We start from the raw sequence: 15,225 nt of genomic DNA, 5'->3' as shown, positions 1-15,225 counted from the left end.
CAGTCCCCCTGACCATCTTTTGGCGTTGCAGTTGCTGCCATTTGTCGTCTAGAAACGGTGCACTGAGCCTCCCGGCAACCAACCGTCAACGGTTTTGACCGAGGATTTGGGGCTCAAAAGGGTCTGGCAATGCTGATTCGCGGCCAAATCGATGGGATTTCTGGGGAGGTGGCTCTGGCCGCCGCCGCGATCCCGGCCGCGCTGCCCACCCTGCTTCTTGGCGGGCTTCTTCTTAGCTGCCCCTGAGGGCCGGCTGGGCGCTGCGCGCCTGGGCACTCAGGGGTTGGTCGAGATCACCGGACACCTCAGGCGCCCCTAAGACTGACGGCGCGAAAGCTCAAAAGGAATTTAGAATGGCCTCCGTGAACAAGTCCGACAAGGACCGCGTCATCATTTTCGACACCACCTTGCGCGACGGCGAGCAATGCCCCGGCGCCACCATGACTTTCGAGGAGAAGCTCGAGGTTGCCGAACTGCTGGATGATATGGGCGTTGATGTCATCGAGGCCGGCTTCCCGATCACCTCCGAGGGCGACTTCCAGGCGGTGAGCGAGATCGCCCGCCGCTCCAAGAATGCCGTCATCGCCGGCCTGTCCCGTGCGCACCCGGCCGACATCGACCGCTGCGCCGAGGCCGTGAAGTTTGCGAAACGCGGCCGCGTCCACACCGTGATCGCGACCTCGCCGCTGCATATGCGGGTGAAGCTGAACAAGACCCCCGAGGAGGTGATCGAGACCTCGGTCGCGATGGTCGCGCGCGCCCGCAACCAGATCGACGACGTCGAATGGTCGGCCGAAGACGGCACCCGCAGCGAGATGGATTATCTGTGCCGCATCGTCGAGGCCGTCATCAAGGCCGGCGCGACCACGGTGAACATCCCCGACACCGTCGGCTACACGGTGCCGGAGGAATACACCCACTTCATGAAGACGCTGATCGAGCGCGTGCCGAACTCCGACAAGGCCGTGTTCTCGGTCCACTGCCATAACGACCTCGGCATGGCGGTCGCGAACTCGCTGGCCGGCGTCGTCGGCGGCGCCCGCCAGGTCGAATGCACCATCAACGGCATCGGCGAGCGCGCAGGCAATGCCGCGCTCGAAGAGATCGTGATGGCGATCAACGTGCGCAACGACAAATTCCCCTACTGGAACAAGATCGACACCACGCAGCTGACTCGCGCCTCGAAGGTGGTGTCGGCCGCAACCTCGTTCCCCGTCCAGTACAACAAGGCGATCGTTGGCCGGAATGCGTTCGCGCATGAGAGCGGCATCCATCAGGACGGCGTGCTGAAGGATGCCTCGACCTACGAGATCATGCGGCCCGAGATGGTCGGCCTGAAGCAGTCCTCGCTGGTGCTGGGCAAGCATTCCGGCCGTCATGCCTTCGTGCACAAGCTGGAGGAGATGGGCTACAAGCTCGGGCCGAACCAGCTGGAAGATGCGTTCACGCGAATGAAGGCGCTCGCCGACCGCAAGAAGGATATCTACGACGAGGACATCGAGGCGCTGGTCGACGAGGAGATGGCGGCCTCGCACGACCGCATCAAGCTGACCTCGCTCACCGTAATCGCCGGCACTCATGGCCCGCAGCGCGCGACCATGAAGCTCGATGTCGACGGCCAGATCAAGATCGAGGAAGCCGAGGGCAACGGTCCAGTGGACGCGGTGTTCAACTGCATCAAGCGCCTGGTGCCGCACGAGGCCAAGCTCGAACTGTATCAGGTCCACGCCGTGACCGAAGGCACCGACGCGCAAGCCGAAGTCTCGGTGCGGCTGTCGCAGGAGGGACGTTCGATGACGGCCCGCGCGGCGGATCCGGACACGCTGGTGGCGTCCGCCAAAGCCTATCTCGGCGCGCTCAACAAGATCGTCATGAAGCGCCAGCGCGACACCGTGACGACGGCCGCGGCGAGCTGAGAAGCGCTCTGCTGTGAGTGGCCTTTCGCCTCTCCCGCTTGCGGGAGAGGGAGTACAGCGGCATTCGCGTTGAATAGCTGCCCTGCGAACGGCCAATAGCGGCTCGATGCGCGAGCCGCTATTGGTGCTGTCGGCATAAAGATCGGCCGTCCGCGCGCGGGCGGCCCAAATAACAACAGGGAGAGATTATGCGTACCTTCGCGATCGCGGCGTCCATCGCGGCACTGGCACTTGGCCTTGCCGGCCAAGCCAGCGCCGACCCCATCATCATCAAATTCAGCCACGTGGTCGCGACCGACACGCCGAAGGGCAAGGCGTCGGAAAAATTCAAGGAGCTCGCCGAGAAGTACACGAATGGCAAGGTCAAGGTCGAGGTCTATCCGAACTCGACGCTGTACAAGGACAAGGAAGAGCTCGAGGCGCTTCAGCTCGGCAGCGTGCAGATGCTGGCGCCGTCCAACTCCAAGTTCGGCCCGCTGGGCATCCGCGAGTTCGAGGTGTTCGACCTGCCCTATATCCTCCCTGATCTGAAGACGCTGCGGAAGGTGACGGAAGGCCCGCTCGGGGCAAAGCTGCTCAAGCTGCTCGAGCCGAAGGGCATCACCGGCCTTGCCTATTGGGACAACGGCTTCAAGCAGATGAGCGCCAACAAGAAGCTCATCGCGCCGGCGGACTATCAGGGCGTCAAGTTCCGCATCCAGTCCTCGCGCGTGCTGCAGGCCCAGTTCAAGGCGCTCGGCTCGCTGCCGCAGGTGATGGCGTTCGGCGAGGTCTATCAGGCGCTGCAGACCGGCGTGGTCGATGGGCAGGAGAACACCTGGTCGAACATCTATACCCAGAAGATGCACGAGGTGCAGAAGTACATCACCGAGACCAATCACGGCTATATCGGCTACGTCGTGATCGTGAACAAGAAGTTCTGGGACGACCTGCCGGCCGACATCCGCGACCAGCTCGCGAAGGCGATGAAGGAAGCGACCGATTTCAACAACGCGCAGTCGCAGAAGGAAAACGACGACGCGCTCGCCGAGATCAAGAAGAGCGGCAAGAGCGAAATCATCAAGCTCACCAGCGAGCAGGACGAAGCGATGCGCAAGGCGATGGAGCCGGTCTACAAGGACGCCGCGAGCCGCGTCGGCCAGCCGCTGATCGACGAATTCCAGAAGGAAGCCAGGAGCACTACTAATTAACAGCACGACCAACTAGTCTGGATGAACGATGGACGAGGCTTCCGTGCGAGCGGCACGGAAGCTCTTTGTTGCGAACGATTTCCGGTTGCGGCTGAACCAAAATTCATAGTCGTTACATCTCGTAAGAACGGGCTTCCTGTCCAAGTTGTAAGTTGCGCACGGGCCTTACGACGCTCATCTTCAGGGTATCCTTCCAGAGGAGGTTCGGATGAAGAAGTTCACCATCGCCGCCATCGCCGTGCTCAGCATCGCCGGTTCGGGCGCGGTCTATGCCCAATTTCATCGCCCGTGGATGGAGCACTTCCACCACATCCGCATGAATCCGGAAGACCGCGCCGCCCTGGTCGACGCGCGTATCGCTGCCGTCCATGCCGGCTTGAGGCTCAACGCCGATCAGGAGAAGCTGTGGCCGCCGGTCGAGGCCGCGGTCCGCGACTTCGCCAAGCTGCGGCTCGACCGCGCCAATGCGCGGATGAATGGTCCCGGTGACCCCGACAAGCCGGATGACCCGGTTGCCCGCTTGCGCCAGCGCGCCGAGGACATGGGCGCGAGCTCGGCGGCCCTGAAGAAGATCGCCGATGCCGCCGATCCGCTCTACAAGAGCCTCGATGACGGTCAGAAGCGCCGTCTTGCCCTGCTGACCCGCCATCGCGGCCCGTTCGGCGGCGGCGAAGACGGCCCGCCCCACCGTTTCAGGGAGCGCATGGACCGCATGATGGATCACGGCATGGACCACATGCGCGGCGGCGACCGGGACGAGGGCGCCGACCGGGAGGGCCGGCTCTGAGCGAACCGGGATTTCGCCGGCATTAACCTCTGCGAAGCCGCTGGAATCCAGCGGCTTTTCGCCTTTCCGGGGGCTGTGGAAGAACCTTGGAAAACATGCCTCGCATCGCTTGCCAGACCCGGATCGCTTTGCTAAACGACCGGCCTCGCAAGGCATTGACCGCCTTTCGGGCGCATAGCTCAGTTGGTAGAGCAGCTGACTCTTAATCAGCGGGTCCCAGGTTCGAGCCCTGGTGCGCCCACCAAGCAAAATCAATTGCTTGGCAGGTTTGTGCCTCAGAACGGCACCTTCGGTTGGACGCTTTCGACGTCCAACTAACTACTGTTACCTCCCCAAGTACTCCCGAGAATATCGGGCATGGCGAAAGATCTCGGCGGACGGCTGCAGGACCGCAAGCACTTCGTCAGCGCTCCTTCTGATCGGCAACAACGTGCGCCGCGGCGGCTGCGCAGGCCTCGAACACGTCCAGCGCGTCGATGCCGCGCGCTTCGCCGTCCCTGGGAACAAAAATCGGGCATCCGCCGCTGGAGACGGCGCCGACGATCATCAGATTGTCCGGCAGATGGAAACCTTCGATGCCGAGGTTCGCGCAGCCGTCGCCAAGCTGCCTCCGCATCCGCTGCTCGAAGCTCTCGGACACATTCGAGTAACCAAAGATCGGCTTACCCCTTCCGAGAAACCAGCCGACCTCGATCAGGGTACCCGCATCGGCGGATGCGCCTCCGAATGGCGTGAGGTTGGCGATGATGATGTCGCATCGTTCCATCATCGCAATGTCCTTCTCGTAAATGGATTGCCAGACGTCCAGCGCCTTGGCGGCGGTCTCGATATCCTGATTGAGCGGCGGGAGACCCTGCAAGCCGAATCGTCGGCATATCTCCACCTTCCGTGCGGCGTGCTCGACCGCGTTCGGGAGAAACACGTCAGGCCCCGCCAGATAGGCTGTTACTGTCATGACACGTCTCCGCAGGTCGGATCAGTTCGAGGCGGACGGGAACGATTATGGCAGACGCGCGAGCCGCTCGGTGAGGAGCTTGTAGAACCCCGGCACATCGACCTCGCGAAGGAACAGGACGTTGGCAGGCTTCTCTGTCACGCGCCACCAGTCGACGATGCACATGCCTGCCGTGGGCCCGTCGCCGGTCTGCACGCCGACGTTCACCTGTTTGCCGCCGAACAATTCTGGCGCCAGCAGATAAGCGATCACGCAGGGATCGTGGAGCGGCGCGCCGTCCCAGCCGTATTTCCTGATGTCGAACCCCTCCGAGAAGGTGAGCATCTCGCGCGTCGCGATGCCGCAGGCGTTGCCGATGTCGCGAAAGGCCGTAAGGCGCGGTCTGGTGCTCAGGCACTGATGCGTCACGTCGAGCGGAACCATCGTGATCTTGACGCCGCTGCTCAGGACGACGTCCGCGGCCTCCGGGTCGACGTAGCTGTTGAACTCGGCCACCGGCGTGATGTTGCCACCTTCCGAATAGGCACCGAACATCATCACGATTTCCGCGATGCGCTCGACGATATCGGGCGCGAGGACCATCGCCATGGCGATGTTGGTGAGCGGCCCGAGCGTCACCAGCGTGATCTCGCCCGGCTTCGCCGCTCGCAGCGCGTCGACGATGAAAAGCACGCCGTGCTGCTCACGGACCTTCATCGTCGGCGCCGGCAGCGACGGGCCGTCGAGCCCGGTTGGACCATGCACATGTTCAGCGGTGACCGGCTTTCGGCGCATGGGACGCGCGCATCCGGCATGAAGCGGCACGTCGGTGCGCTGCGCGAGCTCCAGGATCTTTCGCGCATTGTCGGTCGTGCGCGAGAGCGGCACGTTGCCCGCCACCGTCACTAGTCCCTGCACGTCGAGCTCTTCGGGCGAGCCAAGAGCCATCAGGATCGCCACGGCGTCGTCCTGGCCGGGATCGGTATCGATAATGATCTTGCGCGCCATGGAGCGCCTCCCTCATTGTCGTGGCGCAACGTCGCGCGCGATGTCGCCGAGCGCGCCGCCGGCGAGCCAGGCGTAGAGCTCCCACAGTTCGCCATCCGGACCCGCAAAATACACACATCGCGCGTTCCAGGGATAATTGGCGGGCGGCCGAATGAAGGCGACGTCTTTTGCGCAAAGCTCTGCATATACAGCCTCGAGCGACGCCGCGTCCGGCAGCCTGACGGCAATCAGGACACCGGCTGACGCGTCGAGGTCGACCGGAACGCCGGTATTGGCGGCGATATGTGTGCGTTCCCATAGCGCGAGCGTATGGCCGGCGCCGGTAAAGTCGGCGAAGCCCGGCGCGCGGCGCTGAAGAGCGAAGCCAAGCTTGTCCCGGTAGAACGCGATCGAGGCCTCGAGATCGCGCACCAGAATGCAGGTGTCGGTGATGGCGTGCCGTTGTGCAAATTCCATCCTGTGTCGTCCTCAGTAGTCACGCAGTTCGGCAAAGTCTGCCGCCGCTTTGGCGCCGCCGCGCAGCTGACCGCTGAGCCAGACGCCAAAGACCGTCGCCAAATAGGGAAGCGCCAGCAGCAGGTCGTGCGGCACGGCGTCGCCGAAGACCAGTTGCGCGCGGATGCCGACCGCGCCGACGACGCTGAAGAAGAGCGCGGCGAGGACCGAACCGATGGGGTGCCCGGCCCCGAACACGACCGCTGCGAACGCCATGAAACCGCGACCGGCGGTCATGTTTTGCGCGAAGATCTGCAGGCTTCCCGCCGCAAGCTCCGCCCCGCCGACCGCGCACAGGACGCCGCCGCCGACGAGCGCAATGAGGCGCATCGCCGAAGGGTTCACGCCCACACTGCGCGCTGCGAAAGGATGCTCGCCCGCCGCCGCGAGCTGAAGGCCGAACCGTGTGCGCCGTAGTAGTGCCCAGAGCGCAAAGACGACGAAGGGCATTGCCAGGACGAAGACGGACAGGATGCCGTAAGGGCCGAACGCGGGCCCCAGCCTGGGCACGCCGAACGGGGCGGTGACAGCGGCCTGACTGCCGAAGATCGATTGGATCGCGAGCGCCGTGCCCCCGATGCCGAGCCCCGTCAATCCGAGCCCGGCGATGATCGGGCTGGCCTTCAGCCTCTCGATCACGAACCACAGCAGCGCCGAAGTGATCACGCAGGCGAGGCAAGCGATCAGCATCGCCAGGGCGAACGATCCAGTGGCGACGATGCCGAGAATGGTGGCGCATGCGCCGACGATCATCACGCCTTCAAGGCCCAGGTGCCAGACGCCGGAGCGCTGTGCGAGCACGCCCGCCAGCGTGACGTAGACGAGCGGCGTACCCGAGCGCAGGATGGCGATGATGATATCGTTCATGAGGGCGGGTTCCCCAGCCGAAGCAGGCGGTCGACCCATTCGGACTTGGCGGTGATGAACAGAGCGATCGCTGCGTTGACGATGTCGATCGCCGCCGCCGGCAGGCCCGCCATGATCGGTAAATAAAGCGCGGCGGAGGCGAGACCGCCGAAGAACAGGCTGACGAAGCTTATGCCGACGACGGACAGACTGGCGACGAGGGCGATGAGGATCGCGGTAAAGCCATGCGTGGGCAGGAACCCGCCAACCAGCCGGCCATTGGGACCGAAGACCTCGATGACCCCGGACAGGCCCGCCAGCGCGCCGCTGATGAGGAAGCTGGCAAGTCCGAGGCGCCATACCCGCGCGCCCTGCCATTTCACCATCGTCGGATTGCGGCCGGCGAGGCTCGCGAGCACGCCGAACGCGGTGCGATTGACCAGCAGCCACATGGCGACGCCCACGACCAGCGCGATGACGACGATGACGGGCGAAACACCCAGCGAATCGCTGATCCGATAGGCTGCCTTCAATGGACGGCTCGAGGATTGCTGGCCGCTACCTGACGGGTCCTTCAGCGGTCCGGTCGTCACGTACACGAGAATGAGCCCAGCGATGAAGTTGCCCATCAGCGTCGTGATGACTTCGTCGGTCCCCGATCGCAGGCGCAGCCAGCCCGGCCAGAACGCCCAGAGCGCACCGCCAGCCATGCCCGCGAGGAAGCAGAGCGGCGTCAGAACGAAGGCCGGCGCATCGTTCAGCCAAGTTGCCGTGAACGTGGCACATATCGCTCCGATGTAGAACTGTCCCTGCGCTCCGATGTTGAAATAGCCGCACCGGAACGAGATGGAGACACCGACCGAAGTGATGAACAAGGGTAGCGCCCAGCGCAAGCTCTGCAGGGACGCGCCCGGCCTCAGGAAAGCGCCATCGACGATGTTCTGAAACATCGAGAAAGCGGAATATCCGGCAAACTGGAAAATGATGCCGCAGAGGGCGAGCGCAGCGACGATGAAGACCAGCGCTCTGACGAAGGGAATCAATCTCGCCGTCAATCTCCCCGTCATGGGCGCGCCTCTGTCATGGTCGCGCCGACCCGCGCGATGTCGTAGGGGGCTGAGAATTCTCCAGCCACGGCGCCTGACAGCATCACTACGATACGGTCGCTGATGTCGAACAATTCGTCGAGATCCGACGAGACCAACAGGACAGCGCAGCCTCGGTCGCGCGCAGCGCGCAGCGAACGCCAGACGAAGGCGGTCGCACCGATGTCGAGCCCGCGCGTCGGTTGGGCGGCGAGGATCAGCCGCGCCTCGTCGTCGATCTCGCGCGCGAGGATCACCTTCTGGGCGTTGCCGCCGGAGAGCGAACCCGCTCTCTGTCCTGTTGATGCATATCGCACCTCCCACGCCTTGAAGGCGGCCTCGCTGTCGCGCCGGATGCGATGCGGATTGATGAACTGGAACAGAGGCGAGCGCAGAAGCTGGCGCGCCGACCAGTTCTCCCACAGCGCGCTCGAAAGGCTGAGGCCCTCGGTGTTGCGCTCGAATGGGATGATGCGCAGTCCCCGGTTCCTGCGATCGCCAAGTGCCACGCCCGTCACCGCGGCTCCGTCCAGCTTGATTTCACCTTGCGTCACCTCGACCAGCGCCGCGATGGCTCTCACCAGCGTCCGCTGGCCGTTGCCTTCGACGCCTGCGACGCCGACGATCTCGCCGGGGCGAATGACGAGCGAGACGTCGCGCAGCGCCGGTCCTTCATTGTCGCCGCGTGTTGCGACATTTCGCAATTCGAGCATGGGAGCGGCGACGACCGCGGCGTGGCCCGGCTCGCCGCCGCCGCTCTCCGCACCGACGAGCGCCTTGGCGTCGTCAGGCGAAAGCATTTGCGAGCTTGCCGAGCCGATGATCTTTTCCGCGAGCTGAGCGGCGTCCGTCTCGCCGACCGGCATCGTCGCCGCGATCAACTTGCCGCCTCGCAGCACGGTCACGGTGTCGGCGATCGCCAGAACCTCGCGAATCTTGTGCAGGATGAGGATGACGGTCACACCGCGCGCATTGAGCGTGCGAATGCGATCGAACAATTTTTCCGCGCCGGACGGCGACAGAACCGCTGTCGGTTCGTCCAGGATCAGCACGCGCGCGTCGGTCACCAAGGCGCGCGCGATTTCCACGCCCTGCTGCGTTTCCACCGGCAGGTCGCGAATCCGGCGGCGCCTGTCCACGGAAATGTCGAGCGAGGCGAGATGGCCGTTCCATCGTCGTTCGAGCTGGCGACGCGTGAAGGCGGAACGATTCCCCTTTGCGCCGAACTCCATTGCCTCGCAGATCGTGAAACTCGGCGGCAGAGCGAAGCTTTGGTGCACGAGTTCGACGCCCGCCGCACGCGCGCCCTTCACGCTGCCCGCAGCCACCGGCCTGCCTTGGACGAGCACCTCGCCGGATTGCGGCCGGATCAGACCGGCAACGACCCTGGCGAAGGTGGTCTTGCCCGCTCCGTTCTGCCCCACCACGGCGTGGACCCGGCCGGCTTCGAAACGGAGGCTCACCTGCGACAGCGCTGTGACAGGGCCGAACGTGACGGAGACGCTTCGGCACTCGAGAGCAGGCTCCTGCATGTCCGTTATGGGTCCGCGATCCCTGTCGAGCTGCACGAGCGTCCTGGATTACAAAGTGGTGTTGAACGGCACTTTCAACGAGCCGGCGAGGATGGCGGATTTGGCCTTCTCGATCTGCGGCCAGGCCGCCTTCGCCTTGGCGACAATGTCGGGCGGGCCTTGCTCTAGAAATACAGGCGACAAAACGAAGTCGATCACTCCCGTGCCGAGCCCCGTGGCGACGTGACCGCCGGTCCACGCCGCGTCGAGGGTGCGCACGACCTCGTTATAGAGCGACTGGCCAAAGTCGAGCTCCACGAGCGTGACGACGGTCTTGGGCCCGAGCTTGTATTGCGCCGGAGAAATTGCACCCACCAGGCGGCCCGCGCCTTCGTTCGCCGCGGCGATGATGCCCGCGTCGGTCGCTGCCGAGTCCGTCTGAATATAGTCGACGCCTCCCTGATACATCTGGGTAGCGATTTCCTGGCCCTTCGCCGGGTCCTGGAAGGAGCCGGCGAAGGCGGCGTTCAGCGTCGCCGCAGCGTTGACGGACGTCGCGCCGGCCTTGATCGCGTTGGCGTCCGCGTTGAGCGGCGGCAGTGAAATGCCGCCGATATAGCCGAGCTTGCCGGTCTTGGAGATCAGCGCGCCAAACAGCCCAGAGAGGTAGCAGCCGAGGTAATAGTCATAGGATATGGTCGCGACATTGGGCAAAGGCGGCGTGATGGGGTCGCCGAACAGCTGAATCCATTTGGTCTTGGGATAAGTCGGCGCGAGCGCCTTGAACGGCTCGCCGACCTCGTTGAAGGTCGAGACGACGACCGAGGCACCGGCGTCGCCGAGCGTGCGGAAGATCGTCTCGTAAGTGGCGGGATCGGAGGCGTAGACGATGCGCGTCGCAAAACCCTTGTCCTTGGCGAGCTGCTGCAGCTTGGCGATCATAGAATCGACCGGGCCGTTGTCGCCGGCCGCTTGCGTGTGGACGAGCGCGACGAGGTCGCCCGCGGCCTGCGCTTCGAACGGCGCGAGCGCCGCCATCAGTCCGAGCACCGCCGCCGCGCCGCCCTTGAGGGCATCGCGGCGCGAAGGGTCGGTCAATGGACTTTTCGACAGATCGAAAGACTGGCTCACCGTACTCTCCCTGCATAATGGCGCGCCCCGGTCGGCGCGCGCCGGAAAACAGCGCGCAACGGCGCGAGGGTCAGGCCCGCGCCATGCCCGTGACCGATGAAAGATGCGCCGGGTTTGTGACTATCGCGTCCCGAGCTCGGATGGTCTCGATCGAACGCCTCTTGCGCGATGAACTTGCGCCCTATGCCGATGCCGTCGATCATCGAACGCCGGTCAAGTTCGGTCTCCATTTGCATTTGCGCGCGCTTGACCGAAATCACCATCCGCCATCCCCGCGCCGTTGCCGTTGCGGCGGATTTACAAAAACCTCACCAGAACGTTGACCTTTGTCAAGTTGGATCCTGACCAAAACGCCCGCTCTGTTCAAGTTGTCAGGATTTCCGGCGGCGCCTAAATTGTGTGCTGTAGGACCTGAAATTCGCTGATTTCATAAGACACGCAACCGGAAGCGAGCAATCGATGAGCGACCCAGAAAGACCTTCCGTTGATCGTATTGTCCCTGTTTCGGCGCTCGAGCCGTCGGACCGGCATCTTTGCCACGAAGCGGCCAAGGTCGCGCGGAACGCATACGCGCCCTATTCGAAATTTTCTGTTGGGGCTGCTGTGCGCACCGAGCGTGGAGTCCACGTTGGTGCGAACCTGGAAAACGCTTCGTACGGCATCGGGATTTGTGCTGAAGTTTCTGCCGTTTCTGCGGCGAATTCAGCCGGCGATTTCAATATCAACGCCATCGCCGTGGTAGGATACCCGTCAGACGATCCGGCTAGGGGCATCGACATCGTCGCTCCGTGCGGTCGCTGTCGCCAGATTATCCTCGAGGCAAGCCAAGCATCTGCCACAGATATTCGGGTCATCAGTTGCAATGGCGATCTCAGCAAATGCAAAGTGTCTTCGGCTTCCGAGTTGCTGCCGGACTCCTTCGGTCCCGCCAATCTGGGCATCGATGTGAGCACTTACGCGAAGAAGTAAGCTCATGTAGGTTAGAAAAGAAAGCGGTGATCTGTCGTCCGCGACCATCCTGAGCGCAGCGCGCGTCGATGGCAGCATGTGCGGCACGCCTCGGGAGGAGATCACGTTCCTGCTTGCCGGCTTGGCATGGGGCGATGGAACTCCGGTCTGATCCGGCGATGTGGCAGGACTGGATAGCGCGGCGCACACCGCGAAGGAAGAGACAGTCAAGACACCATAGCAGCTATCCGGCGCGGTTTGCGTCGCGCTTGATCGCAGCTTCGCGCTGGGCCTTGCCAAACTGCAGGCGGATCCGGGTCTCCGTGAGGCCTTCGCTGGTGATTCCGTAGAAGATCGGCAGCGCCAGGAAGATGACCAAAGCGAGCTTCGGCATCGACAGGCCCGCAACGCCCGCCACCGTGTAGCAGACGACGCCAAGGATGGCGCGCAACCGCTCCTTGGGAAAAAAATCAGAGCCGATGTGGTGCTCGACGAGCCATGGATGAATGCTCAAAACGTGAAACAAGATGAGCCACGCCAGGCACATGCTGCCGGCGATGGCGGCATAGAGCACGACGGCAATCCTTGCATCAAAATCATTGCCCGTCTGCATGGAGGACGAAAGGATCGCGGTCGGGAACGGGATAAGCCCGGATGTCAGCAGCAGAAATAGGTTGGCAAGATGCAGGCCGCGGTCGCAGTAGCGCACGCGGGCAAACACCGCGCGATGATTGAGCCAGATGACTCCGGTGTAAAAGAATGACGCGAGGAAAGCGACGTAGCTGGGCCATTGCTCGGCCAGCCTGTTCAGGAGTTGACCGGGTGCATGTTCGGGCCGGACGATTTCGGCGACGAGCAGCGTGATCGTTATTGAGAGTACGCCGTCGCTAAAGGTCTCCAATCGATCGGTACCGGATAGCCGTACCTGCGGCCATTGCGACGTTTCTATCGCTGTCGCCATGCGACGAACATCCTGCCTCGATGTGCCTTCATTTTTCACGAAGAGTACTCGCGCTGTACCGGAGGACTGAACAAGAATGGGGCCTATCCCGGGCGTTTCAATGATAACTGTCAGAGTACGGCCGGCCCGCAGGCATGCGGAGCTAGTGGTATATTTCGCGTCTCGGAGGGAAGCCCATGCGCCTAGCATTTCCATTTCTTGGAACGGGTCTATGCGCATCGTAGGCGGTAAACGTTAACGCTGCTCCTGGACAAGCAACATTCGAACAAGCGCCTCATCTTCTACGAGGAGTAAAGCCCCTTGCGGGCTACTGCCTTTCTTATTCCCGGTTTAGTTGATTGGCCTTTCTTGAATTCTATTGCTTGGCCCTTTTGGAGCACCGCCCAGACCCCCATGTTCTGAGCGGGTGCTTTGGAGAGTTCACATGCATACCGAACAACAAAGCTTTCGCGGCTACGAAATCCAGGTCACGAACAACCCCGCCCTTTGGTACGCCGCGATCTATCGAACAGACCCGACCCTGCCGGAGATTGATTGGGTGGCTTTGAACATTCGAGCCACTAGCGTTTCGCCAGCATTTCAGGAGGCAAAGCAAGTAATCAATGAGGCCTTGGGTAGGTCTGGCTAGGGCAGCCTTAGTTGGCCGCCTCTTTTTTATGAGGGAGACCAAGCCGCTTCTTTTGGCGCTTCACATGGTGGCCTTTTCGGTCAGGCGGGCCGACCCGCGTCAAGGCGGTCCAGCATGGTGAGTCGCTTGCCGGGAAGGTTTCGATCAAGCTTTCCTGCAGTAATTCTTCGCCATTGGCCTTTTCGGCATTACTGACCAGACGGTCCTGTGGCGGACCATCCGGCCGACCTGACCTGCGTGTGGCGGAAGTCATAAAAATGTCACCCATGCTGGAGTTCCCGCTGTATTGGGCGTGACCGCATGCTGATCCCTGTAGCGGAGCTGGAGCAACAGAATGATCAAGGAAATACCGAATACGAGCGCATAGGCGCCCATCCACCACGTGAGCACGACCGCACCGATCAGTGGCATAGCGATCAGGAGCGCCCCGTAAATCAGCGAACACAATCCGCCGAGCACCAACCACCGCGGTGTCAGGGCCCGCCATAAACCGGCAGCTTTGCAAGCGCAGTGCGGCTTGCGCCCGGCAGAACGGCATCGGGCGAATCGTCGAGCTTGAATTGACGGAGTGGAATGGCCACGAGATGGCCAAACAGGCCTGTCGAATCGTCTACCGCAACGACCACATAAATATTGCCGTCTTTGCCGAAGATGAAGTCACGGATTCTTCCTATCCTGTCGTGCTTGTCGCCGACGACAGACCGCAGTTTGAGTGCCTCGGCATTATAGCCTTTGGCGACCTCCGTCGCCTCCAAAGGCGTCAGCCCGATCTCTTGAGCCGCTGCGTGGTCGATCTGCATTGAAAGCGTGGCGACGGCCAAGGTGGCTGCTAGGAGCAGCGGGAGGTGAGGCATGTTCATCAGAACTCCTTCGCCTTCAAAGTTGGGCCAGGCCGTTGGCCGAGGCACTCGTGGTCCTACCGACCCTGGTTGCCGGCCGTCGACCCTGTGGTGGCCGGCTCGGTGACAATTTCGGATATCAGCTTGGTGTCGGGGTCGATGAGCAGGATACGGTCTGGCAGCTTGACAAAGAGCAGTTCTTTCGCCTCGGGGACTTGGTCAGCAACGTCATGCGGCATGGATTGCGCGGACATCGACTCCGGAACCTTGTCACCGACTTGCGGCTGCGCGCCCGATGGCGCGGATTGCGATGGCGTGCTGGAGAGGCTGTTGCTGACCATCTGCTGCTGCGCCGGGTTCAGGGTCCCGTGAGGGTTGTTGCTTTGAGTGGCGTCGGTTGTGTTCTGAGCAGTGGCGGCGGTACTGCCGAGAACGGCGAGGAGCAAGGCGCCGGAACAGAGAAGTCGATTCATGGTGGTCTCCTTGATTGTGATGGATCCGAGCCGTTTCTTTCGAGCGCGTCCCAGCGATGGGGATTGAACAAACGACGACACCTTTGCGTCGGTGACGCACATTTGTGTCGGCGACCATTGCAGCCAGCACGCGTGCGCGCGTCAGTTCGGTCGTCACACCAATCTCCGCGCGGCGCGCGGATCGAGCCTTGACCGTTGTCAAGCTGCCGGCAGTAATTTTCCTTGGATCTCGCTTGAGTTCGATTAGCGCCTCACGAGCGCGCCCTCAGAACCCAGAGTGTCGCCGGCTAAGCGGGATGTGGCGGATCGGAGTGCGCTGGCGTCTTCTTTGCACGTTGTCGCGTCATCTTGCCGGGGATGGCTGCCGGAACACCGCGAGCCGCGCTCGGCCTCGACTACGCGGTCCTGAGTTTCGGGGTCTTTCGTTGGCGAGAATGTCGAAGGCGCGAAGCATCCCGTCGGCGGGCAGCAAC

18 protein-coding genes and 1 tRNA gene are annotated in these 15,225 nt (G+C 62.7%); 6 read left to right on the top strand and 13 right to left on the bottom strand.

What is annotated here, in order from left to right:
* The first annotated feature begins 353 nt into the window (after positions 1 to 353).
* The 4 genes from XH98_RS02170 (at position 354) to XH98_RS02155 (ending at position 4,137) form a co-directional block, all read left to right on the top strand.
* A complete protein-coding gene (locus XH98_RS02170) occupies positions 354 to 1,916 on the top strand; it encodes a 2-isopropylmalate synthase (RefSeq protein WP_057750443.1) in 1,563 nt (520 codons plus the stop codon).
* Between the two features lie 188 nt (positions 1,917 to 2,104).
* Positions 2,105 to 3,106: a TRAP transporter substrate-binding protein gene (locus XH98_RS02165; protein WP_271602680.1), complete on the top strand. Its 1,002-nt coding sequence runs from the start codon at positions 2,105 to 2,107 to the stop codon at positions 3,104 to 3,106.
* Positions 3,107 to 3,314: 208 nt separating this feature from the next.
* Positions 3,315 to 3,893, top strand: a complete 579-nt coding sequence (locus XH98_RS02160; RefSeq protein ID WP_271617667.1) for a Spy/CpxP family protein refolding chaperone — start codon at positions 3,315 to 3,317, stop codon at positions 3,891 to 3,893.
* 168 nt (positions 3,894 to 4,061) lie between these two features.
* A tRNA-Lys gene (locus tag XH98_RS02155) sits at positions 4,062 to 4,137 on the top strand.
* A 159-nt stretch (positions 4,138 to 4,296) separates the two neighbouring features.
* Here XH98_RS02155 and XH98_RS02150 read toward each other — a convergent pair.
* From XH98_RS02150 to XH98_RS02115, 8 genes are read right to left on the bottom strand one after another with little or no spacing between them, the layout of a single operon-like run.
* Positions 4,297 to 4,848 carry a nucleoside 2-deoxyribosyltransferase gene (locus tag XH98_RS02150; protein WP_271617666.1) on the bottom strand — a complete coding sequence of 184 codons (552 nt, stop codon included), beginning with the start codon at positions 4,846 to 4,848 and terminating at the stop codon, positions 4,297 to 4,299.
* A 45-nt stretch (positions 4,849 to 4,893) separates the two neighbouring features.
* Positions 4,894 to 5,835, bottom strand: a complete 942-nt coding sequence (locus XH98_RS02145; RefSeq protein WP_271617665.1) for a nucleoside hydrolase — start codon at positions 5,833 to 5,835, stop codon at positions 4,894 to 4,896.
* A gap of 12 nt (positions 5,836 to 5,847) precedes the next feature.
* On the bottom strand, positions 5,848 to 6,291 hold the full coding sequence (locus tag XH98_RS02140; RefSeq protein ID WP_271597183.1) for a VOC family protein: 444 nt from the start codon (positions 6,289 to 6,291) through the stop codon (positions 5,848 to 5,850).
* Between the two features lie 12 nt (positions 6,292 to 6,303).
* Entirely contained in the window at positions 6,304 to 7,197 is an 894-nt protein-coding gene (locus tag XH98_RS02135; RefSeq protein ID WP_271597184.1) for an ABC transporter permease, read from the bottom strand.
* Entirely contained in the window at positions 7,194 to 8,243 is a 1,050-nt protein-coding gene (locus XH98_RS02130) for an ABC transporter permease (protein WP_271597185.1), read from the bottom strand. Before XH98_RS02130 ends, XH98_RS02135 begins: the two co-directional genes overlap by 4 nt.
* Entirely contained in the window at positions 8,240 to 9,793 is a 1,554-nt protein-coding gene (locus tag XH98_RS02125) for an ABC transporter ATP-binding protein (RefSeq protein WP_271617664.1), read from the bottom strand. Before XH98_RS02125 ends, XH98_RS02130 begins: the two co-directional genes overlap by 4 nt.
* A gap of 48 nt (positions 9,794 to 9,841) precedes the next feature.
* Positions 9,842 to 10,903 (bottom strand): BMP family ABC transporter substrate-binding protein, encoded by a 1,062-nt coding sequence (locus tag XH98_RS02120; protein WP_271617663.1) that lies wholly within the window; start codon positions 10,901 to 10,903, stop codon positions 9,842 to 9,844.
* On the bottom strand, positions 10,900 to 11,166 hold the full coding sequence (locus XH98_RS02115; protein ID WP_271597188.1) for a hypothetical protein: 267 nt from the start codon (positions 11,164 to 11,166) through the stop codon (positions 10,900 to 10,902). The genes XH98_RS02120 and XH98_RS02115 overlap by 4 nt, the downstream gene beginning before the upstream one ends.
* 196 nt (positions 11,167 to 11,362) lie before the next feature.
* Here XH98_RS02115 and XH98_RS02110 point away from each other — a divergent pair, with 196 nt between their 5' ends.
* Positions 11,363 to 11,872, top strand: coding sequence for a cytidine deaminase (locus tag XH98_RS02110; protein ID WP_271597189.1), 510 nt, complete (start codon positions 11,363 to 11,365; stop codon positions 11,870 to 11,872).
* Between the two features lie 223 nt (positions 11,873 to 12,095).
* Here XH98_RS02110 and XH98_RS02105 read toward each other — a convergent pair whose 3' ends face one another.
* Positions 12,096 to 12,812 carry a TMEM175 family protein gene (locus tag XH98_RS02105; RefSeq protein ID WP_271617662.1) on the bottom strand — a complete coding sequence of 239 codons (717 nt, stop codon included), beginning with the start codon at positions 12,810 to 12,812 and terminating at the stop codon, positions 12,096 to 12,098.
* Positions 12,813 to 13,236: 424 nt separating this feature from the next.
* Here XH98_RS02105 and XH98_RS02100 point away from each other — a divergent pair, with 424 nt between their 5' ends.
* On the top strand, positions 13,237 to 13,440 hold the full coding sequence (locus tag XH98_RS02100) for a hypothetical protein (RefSeq protein ID WP_271617661.1): 204 nt from the start codon (positions 13,237 to 13,239) through the stop codon (positions 13,438 to 13,440).
* A gap of 7 nt (positions 13,441 to 13,447) precedes the next feature.
* On the opposite strand, the gene XH98_RS02095 is transcribed toward XH98_RS02100, so the two are convergent.
* Genes XH98_RS02095 through XH98_RS02080 form a run of 4 tightly spaced genes read right to left on the bottom strand, consistent with a single transcriptional unit; the run spans position 13,448 to position 14,752 of the window.
* Positions 13,448 to 13,708 carry a hypothetical protein gene (locus tag XH98_RS02095; protein ID WP_271617660.1) on the bottom strand — a complete coding sequence of 87 codons (261 nt, stop codon included), beginning with the start codon at positions 13,706 to 13,708 and terminating at the stop codon, positions 13,448 to 13,450.
* Positions 13,690 to 13,899: a DUF308 domain-containing protein gene (locus XH98_RS02090; RefSeq protein WP_271617659.1), complete on the bottom strand. Its 210-nt coding sequence runs from the start codon at positions 13,897 to 13,899 to the stop codon at positions 13,690 to 13,692. Before XH98_RS02090 ends, XH98_RS02095 begins: the two co-directional genes overlap by 19 nt.
* A 14-nt stretch (positions 13,900 to 13,913) precedes the next feature.
* Positions 13,914 to 14,300 carry a PRC-barrel domain-containing protein gene (locus XH98_RS02085; protein WP_271597194.1) on the bottom strand — a complete coding sequence of 129 codons (387 nt, stop codon included), beginning with the start codon at positions 14,298 to 14,300 and terminating at the stop codon, positions 13,914 to 13,916.
* Between the two features lie 56 nt (positions 14,301 to 14,356).
* Positions 14,357 to 14,752: a hypothetical protein gene (locus XH98_RS02080; protein WP_271617658.1), complete on the bottom strand. Its 396-nt coding sequence runs from the start codon at positions 14,750 to 14,752 to the stop codon at positions 14,357 to 14,359.
* Positions 14,753 to 15,225 lie beyond the last annotated feature (473 nt).

The sequence above is a fragment of the Bradyrhizobium sp. CCBAU 51745 genome (assembly GCF_028128715.1).
Lineage (GTDB): Bacteria > Pseudomonadota > Alphaproteobacteria > Rhizobiales > Xanthobacteraceae > Bradyrhizobium > Bradyrhizobium manausense.
This window is presented reverse-complemented; position numbering and strand designations above follow the sequence as displayed.

What these genes read in the sequence shown, in the direction of transcription:
- XH98_RS02170 (WP_057750443.1), top strand. Translation starts at nt 354, where the DNA reads ATGGCCTCCGTGAACAAGTCCGACAAGGACCGCGTCATCATTTTCGAC.
- XH98_RS02165 (WP_271602680.1), top strand. Translation starts at nt 2,105, where the DNA reads ATGCGTACCTTCGCGATCGCGGCGTCCATCGCGGCACTGGCACTTGGC.
- XH98_RS02160 (WP_271617667.1), top strand. Translation starts at nt 3,315, where the DNA reads ATGAAGAAGTTCACCATCGCCGCCATCGCCGTGCTCAGCATCGCCGGT.
- XH98_RS02150 (WP_271617666.1), bottom strand. Translation starts at nt 4,848, where the DNA reads ATGACAGTAACAGCCTATCTGGCGGGGCCTGACGTGTTTCTCCCGAAC.
- XH98_RS02145 (WP_271617665.1), bottom strand. Translation starts at nt 5,835, where the DNA reads ATGGCGCGCAAGATCATTATCGATACCGATCCCGGCCAGGACGACGCC.
- XH98_RS02140 (WP_271597183.1), bottom strand. Translation starts at nt 6,291, where the DNA reads ATGGAATTTGCACAACGGCACGCCATCACCGACACCTGCATTCTGGTG.
- XH98_RS02135 (WP_271597184.1), bottom strand. Translation starts at nt 7,197, where the DNA reads ATGAACGATATCATCATCGCCATCCTGCGCTCGGGTACGCCGCTCGTC.
- XH98_RS02130 (WP_271597185.1), bottom strand. Translation starts at nt 8,243, where the DNA reads ATGACGGGGAGATTGACGGCGAGATTGATTCCCTTCGTCAGAGCGCTG.
- XH98_RS02125 (WP_271617664.1), bottom strand. Translation starts at nt 9,793, where the DNA reads ATGCAGGAGCCTGCTCTCGAGTGCCGAAGCGTCTCCGTCACGTTCGGC.
- XH98_RS02115 (WP_271597188.1), bottom strand. Translation starts at nt 11,166, where the DNA reads ATGGTGATTTCGGTCAAGCGCGCGCAAATGCAAATGGAGACCGAACTT.
- XH98_RS02110 (WP_271597189.1), top strand. Translation starts at nt 11,363, where the DNA reads ATGAGCGACCCAGAAAGACCTTCCGTTGATCGTATTGTCCCTGTTTCG.
- XH98_RS02105 (WP_271617662.1), bottom strand. Translation starts at nt 12,812, where the DNA reads ATGGCGACAGCGATAGAAACGTCGCAATGGCCGCAGGTACGGCTATCC.
- XH98_RS02100 (WP_271617661.1), top strand. Translation starts at nt 13,237, where the DNA reads ATGCATACCGAACAACAAAGCTTTCGCGGCTACGAAATCCAGGTCACG.
- XH98_RS02095 (WP_271617660.1), bottom strand. Translation starts at nt 13,708, where the DNA reads ATGGGTGACATTTTTATGACTTCCGCCACACGCAGGTCAGGTCGGCCG.
- XH98_RS02085 (WP_271597194.1), bottom strand. Translation starts at nt 14,300, where the DNA reads ATGAACATGCCTCACCTCCCGCTGCTCCTAGCAGCCACCTTGGCCGTC.
- XH98_RS02080 (WP_271617658.1), bottom strand. Translation starts at nt 14,752, where the DNA reads ATGAATCGACTTCTCTGTTCCGGCGCCTTGCTCCTCGCCGTTCTCGGC.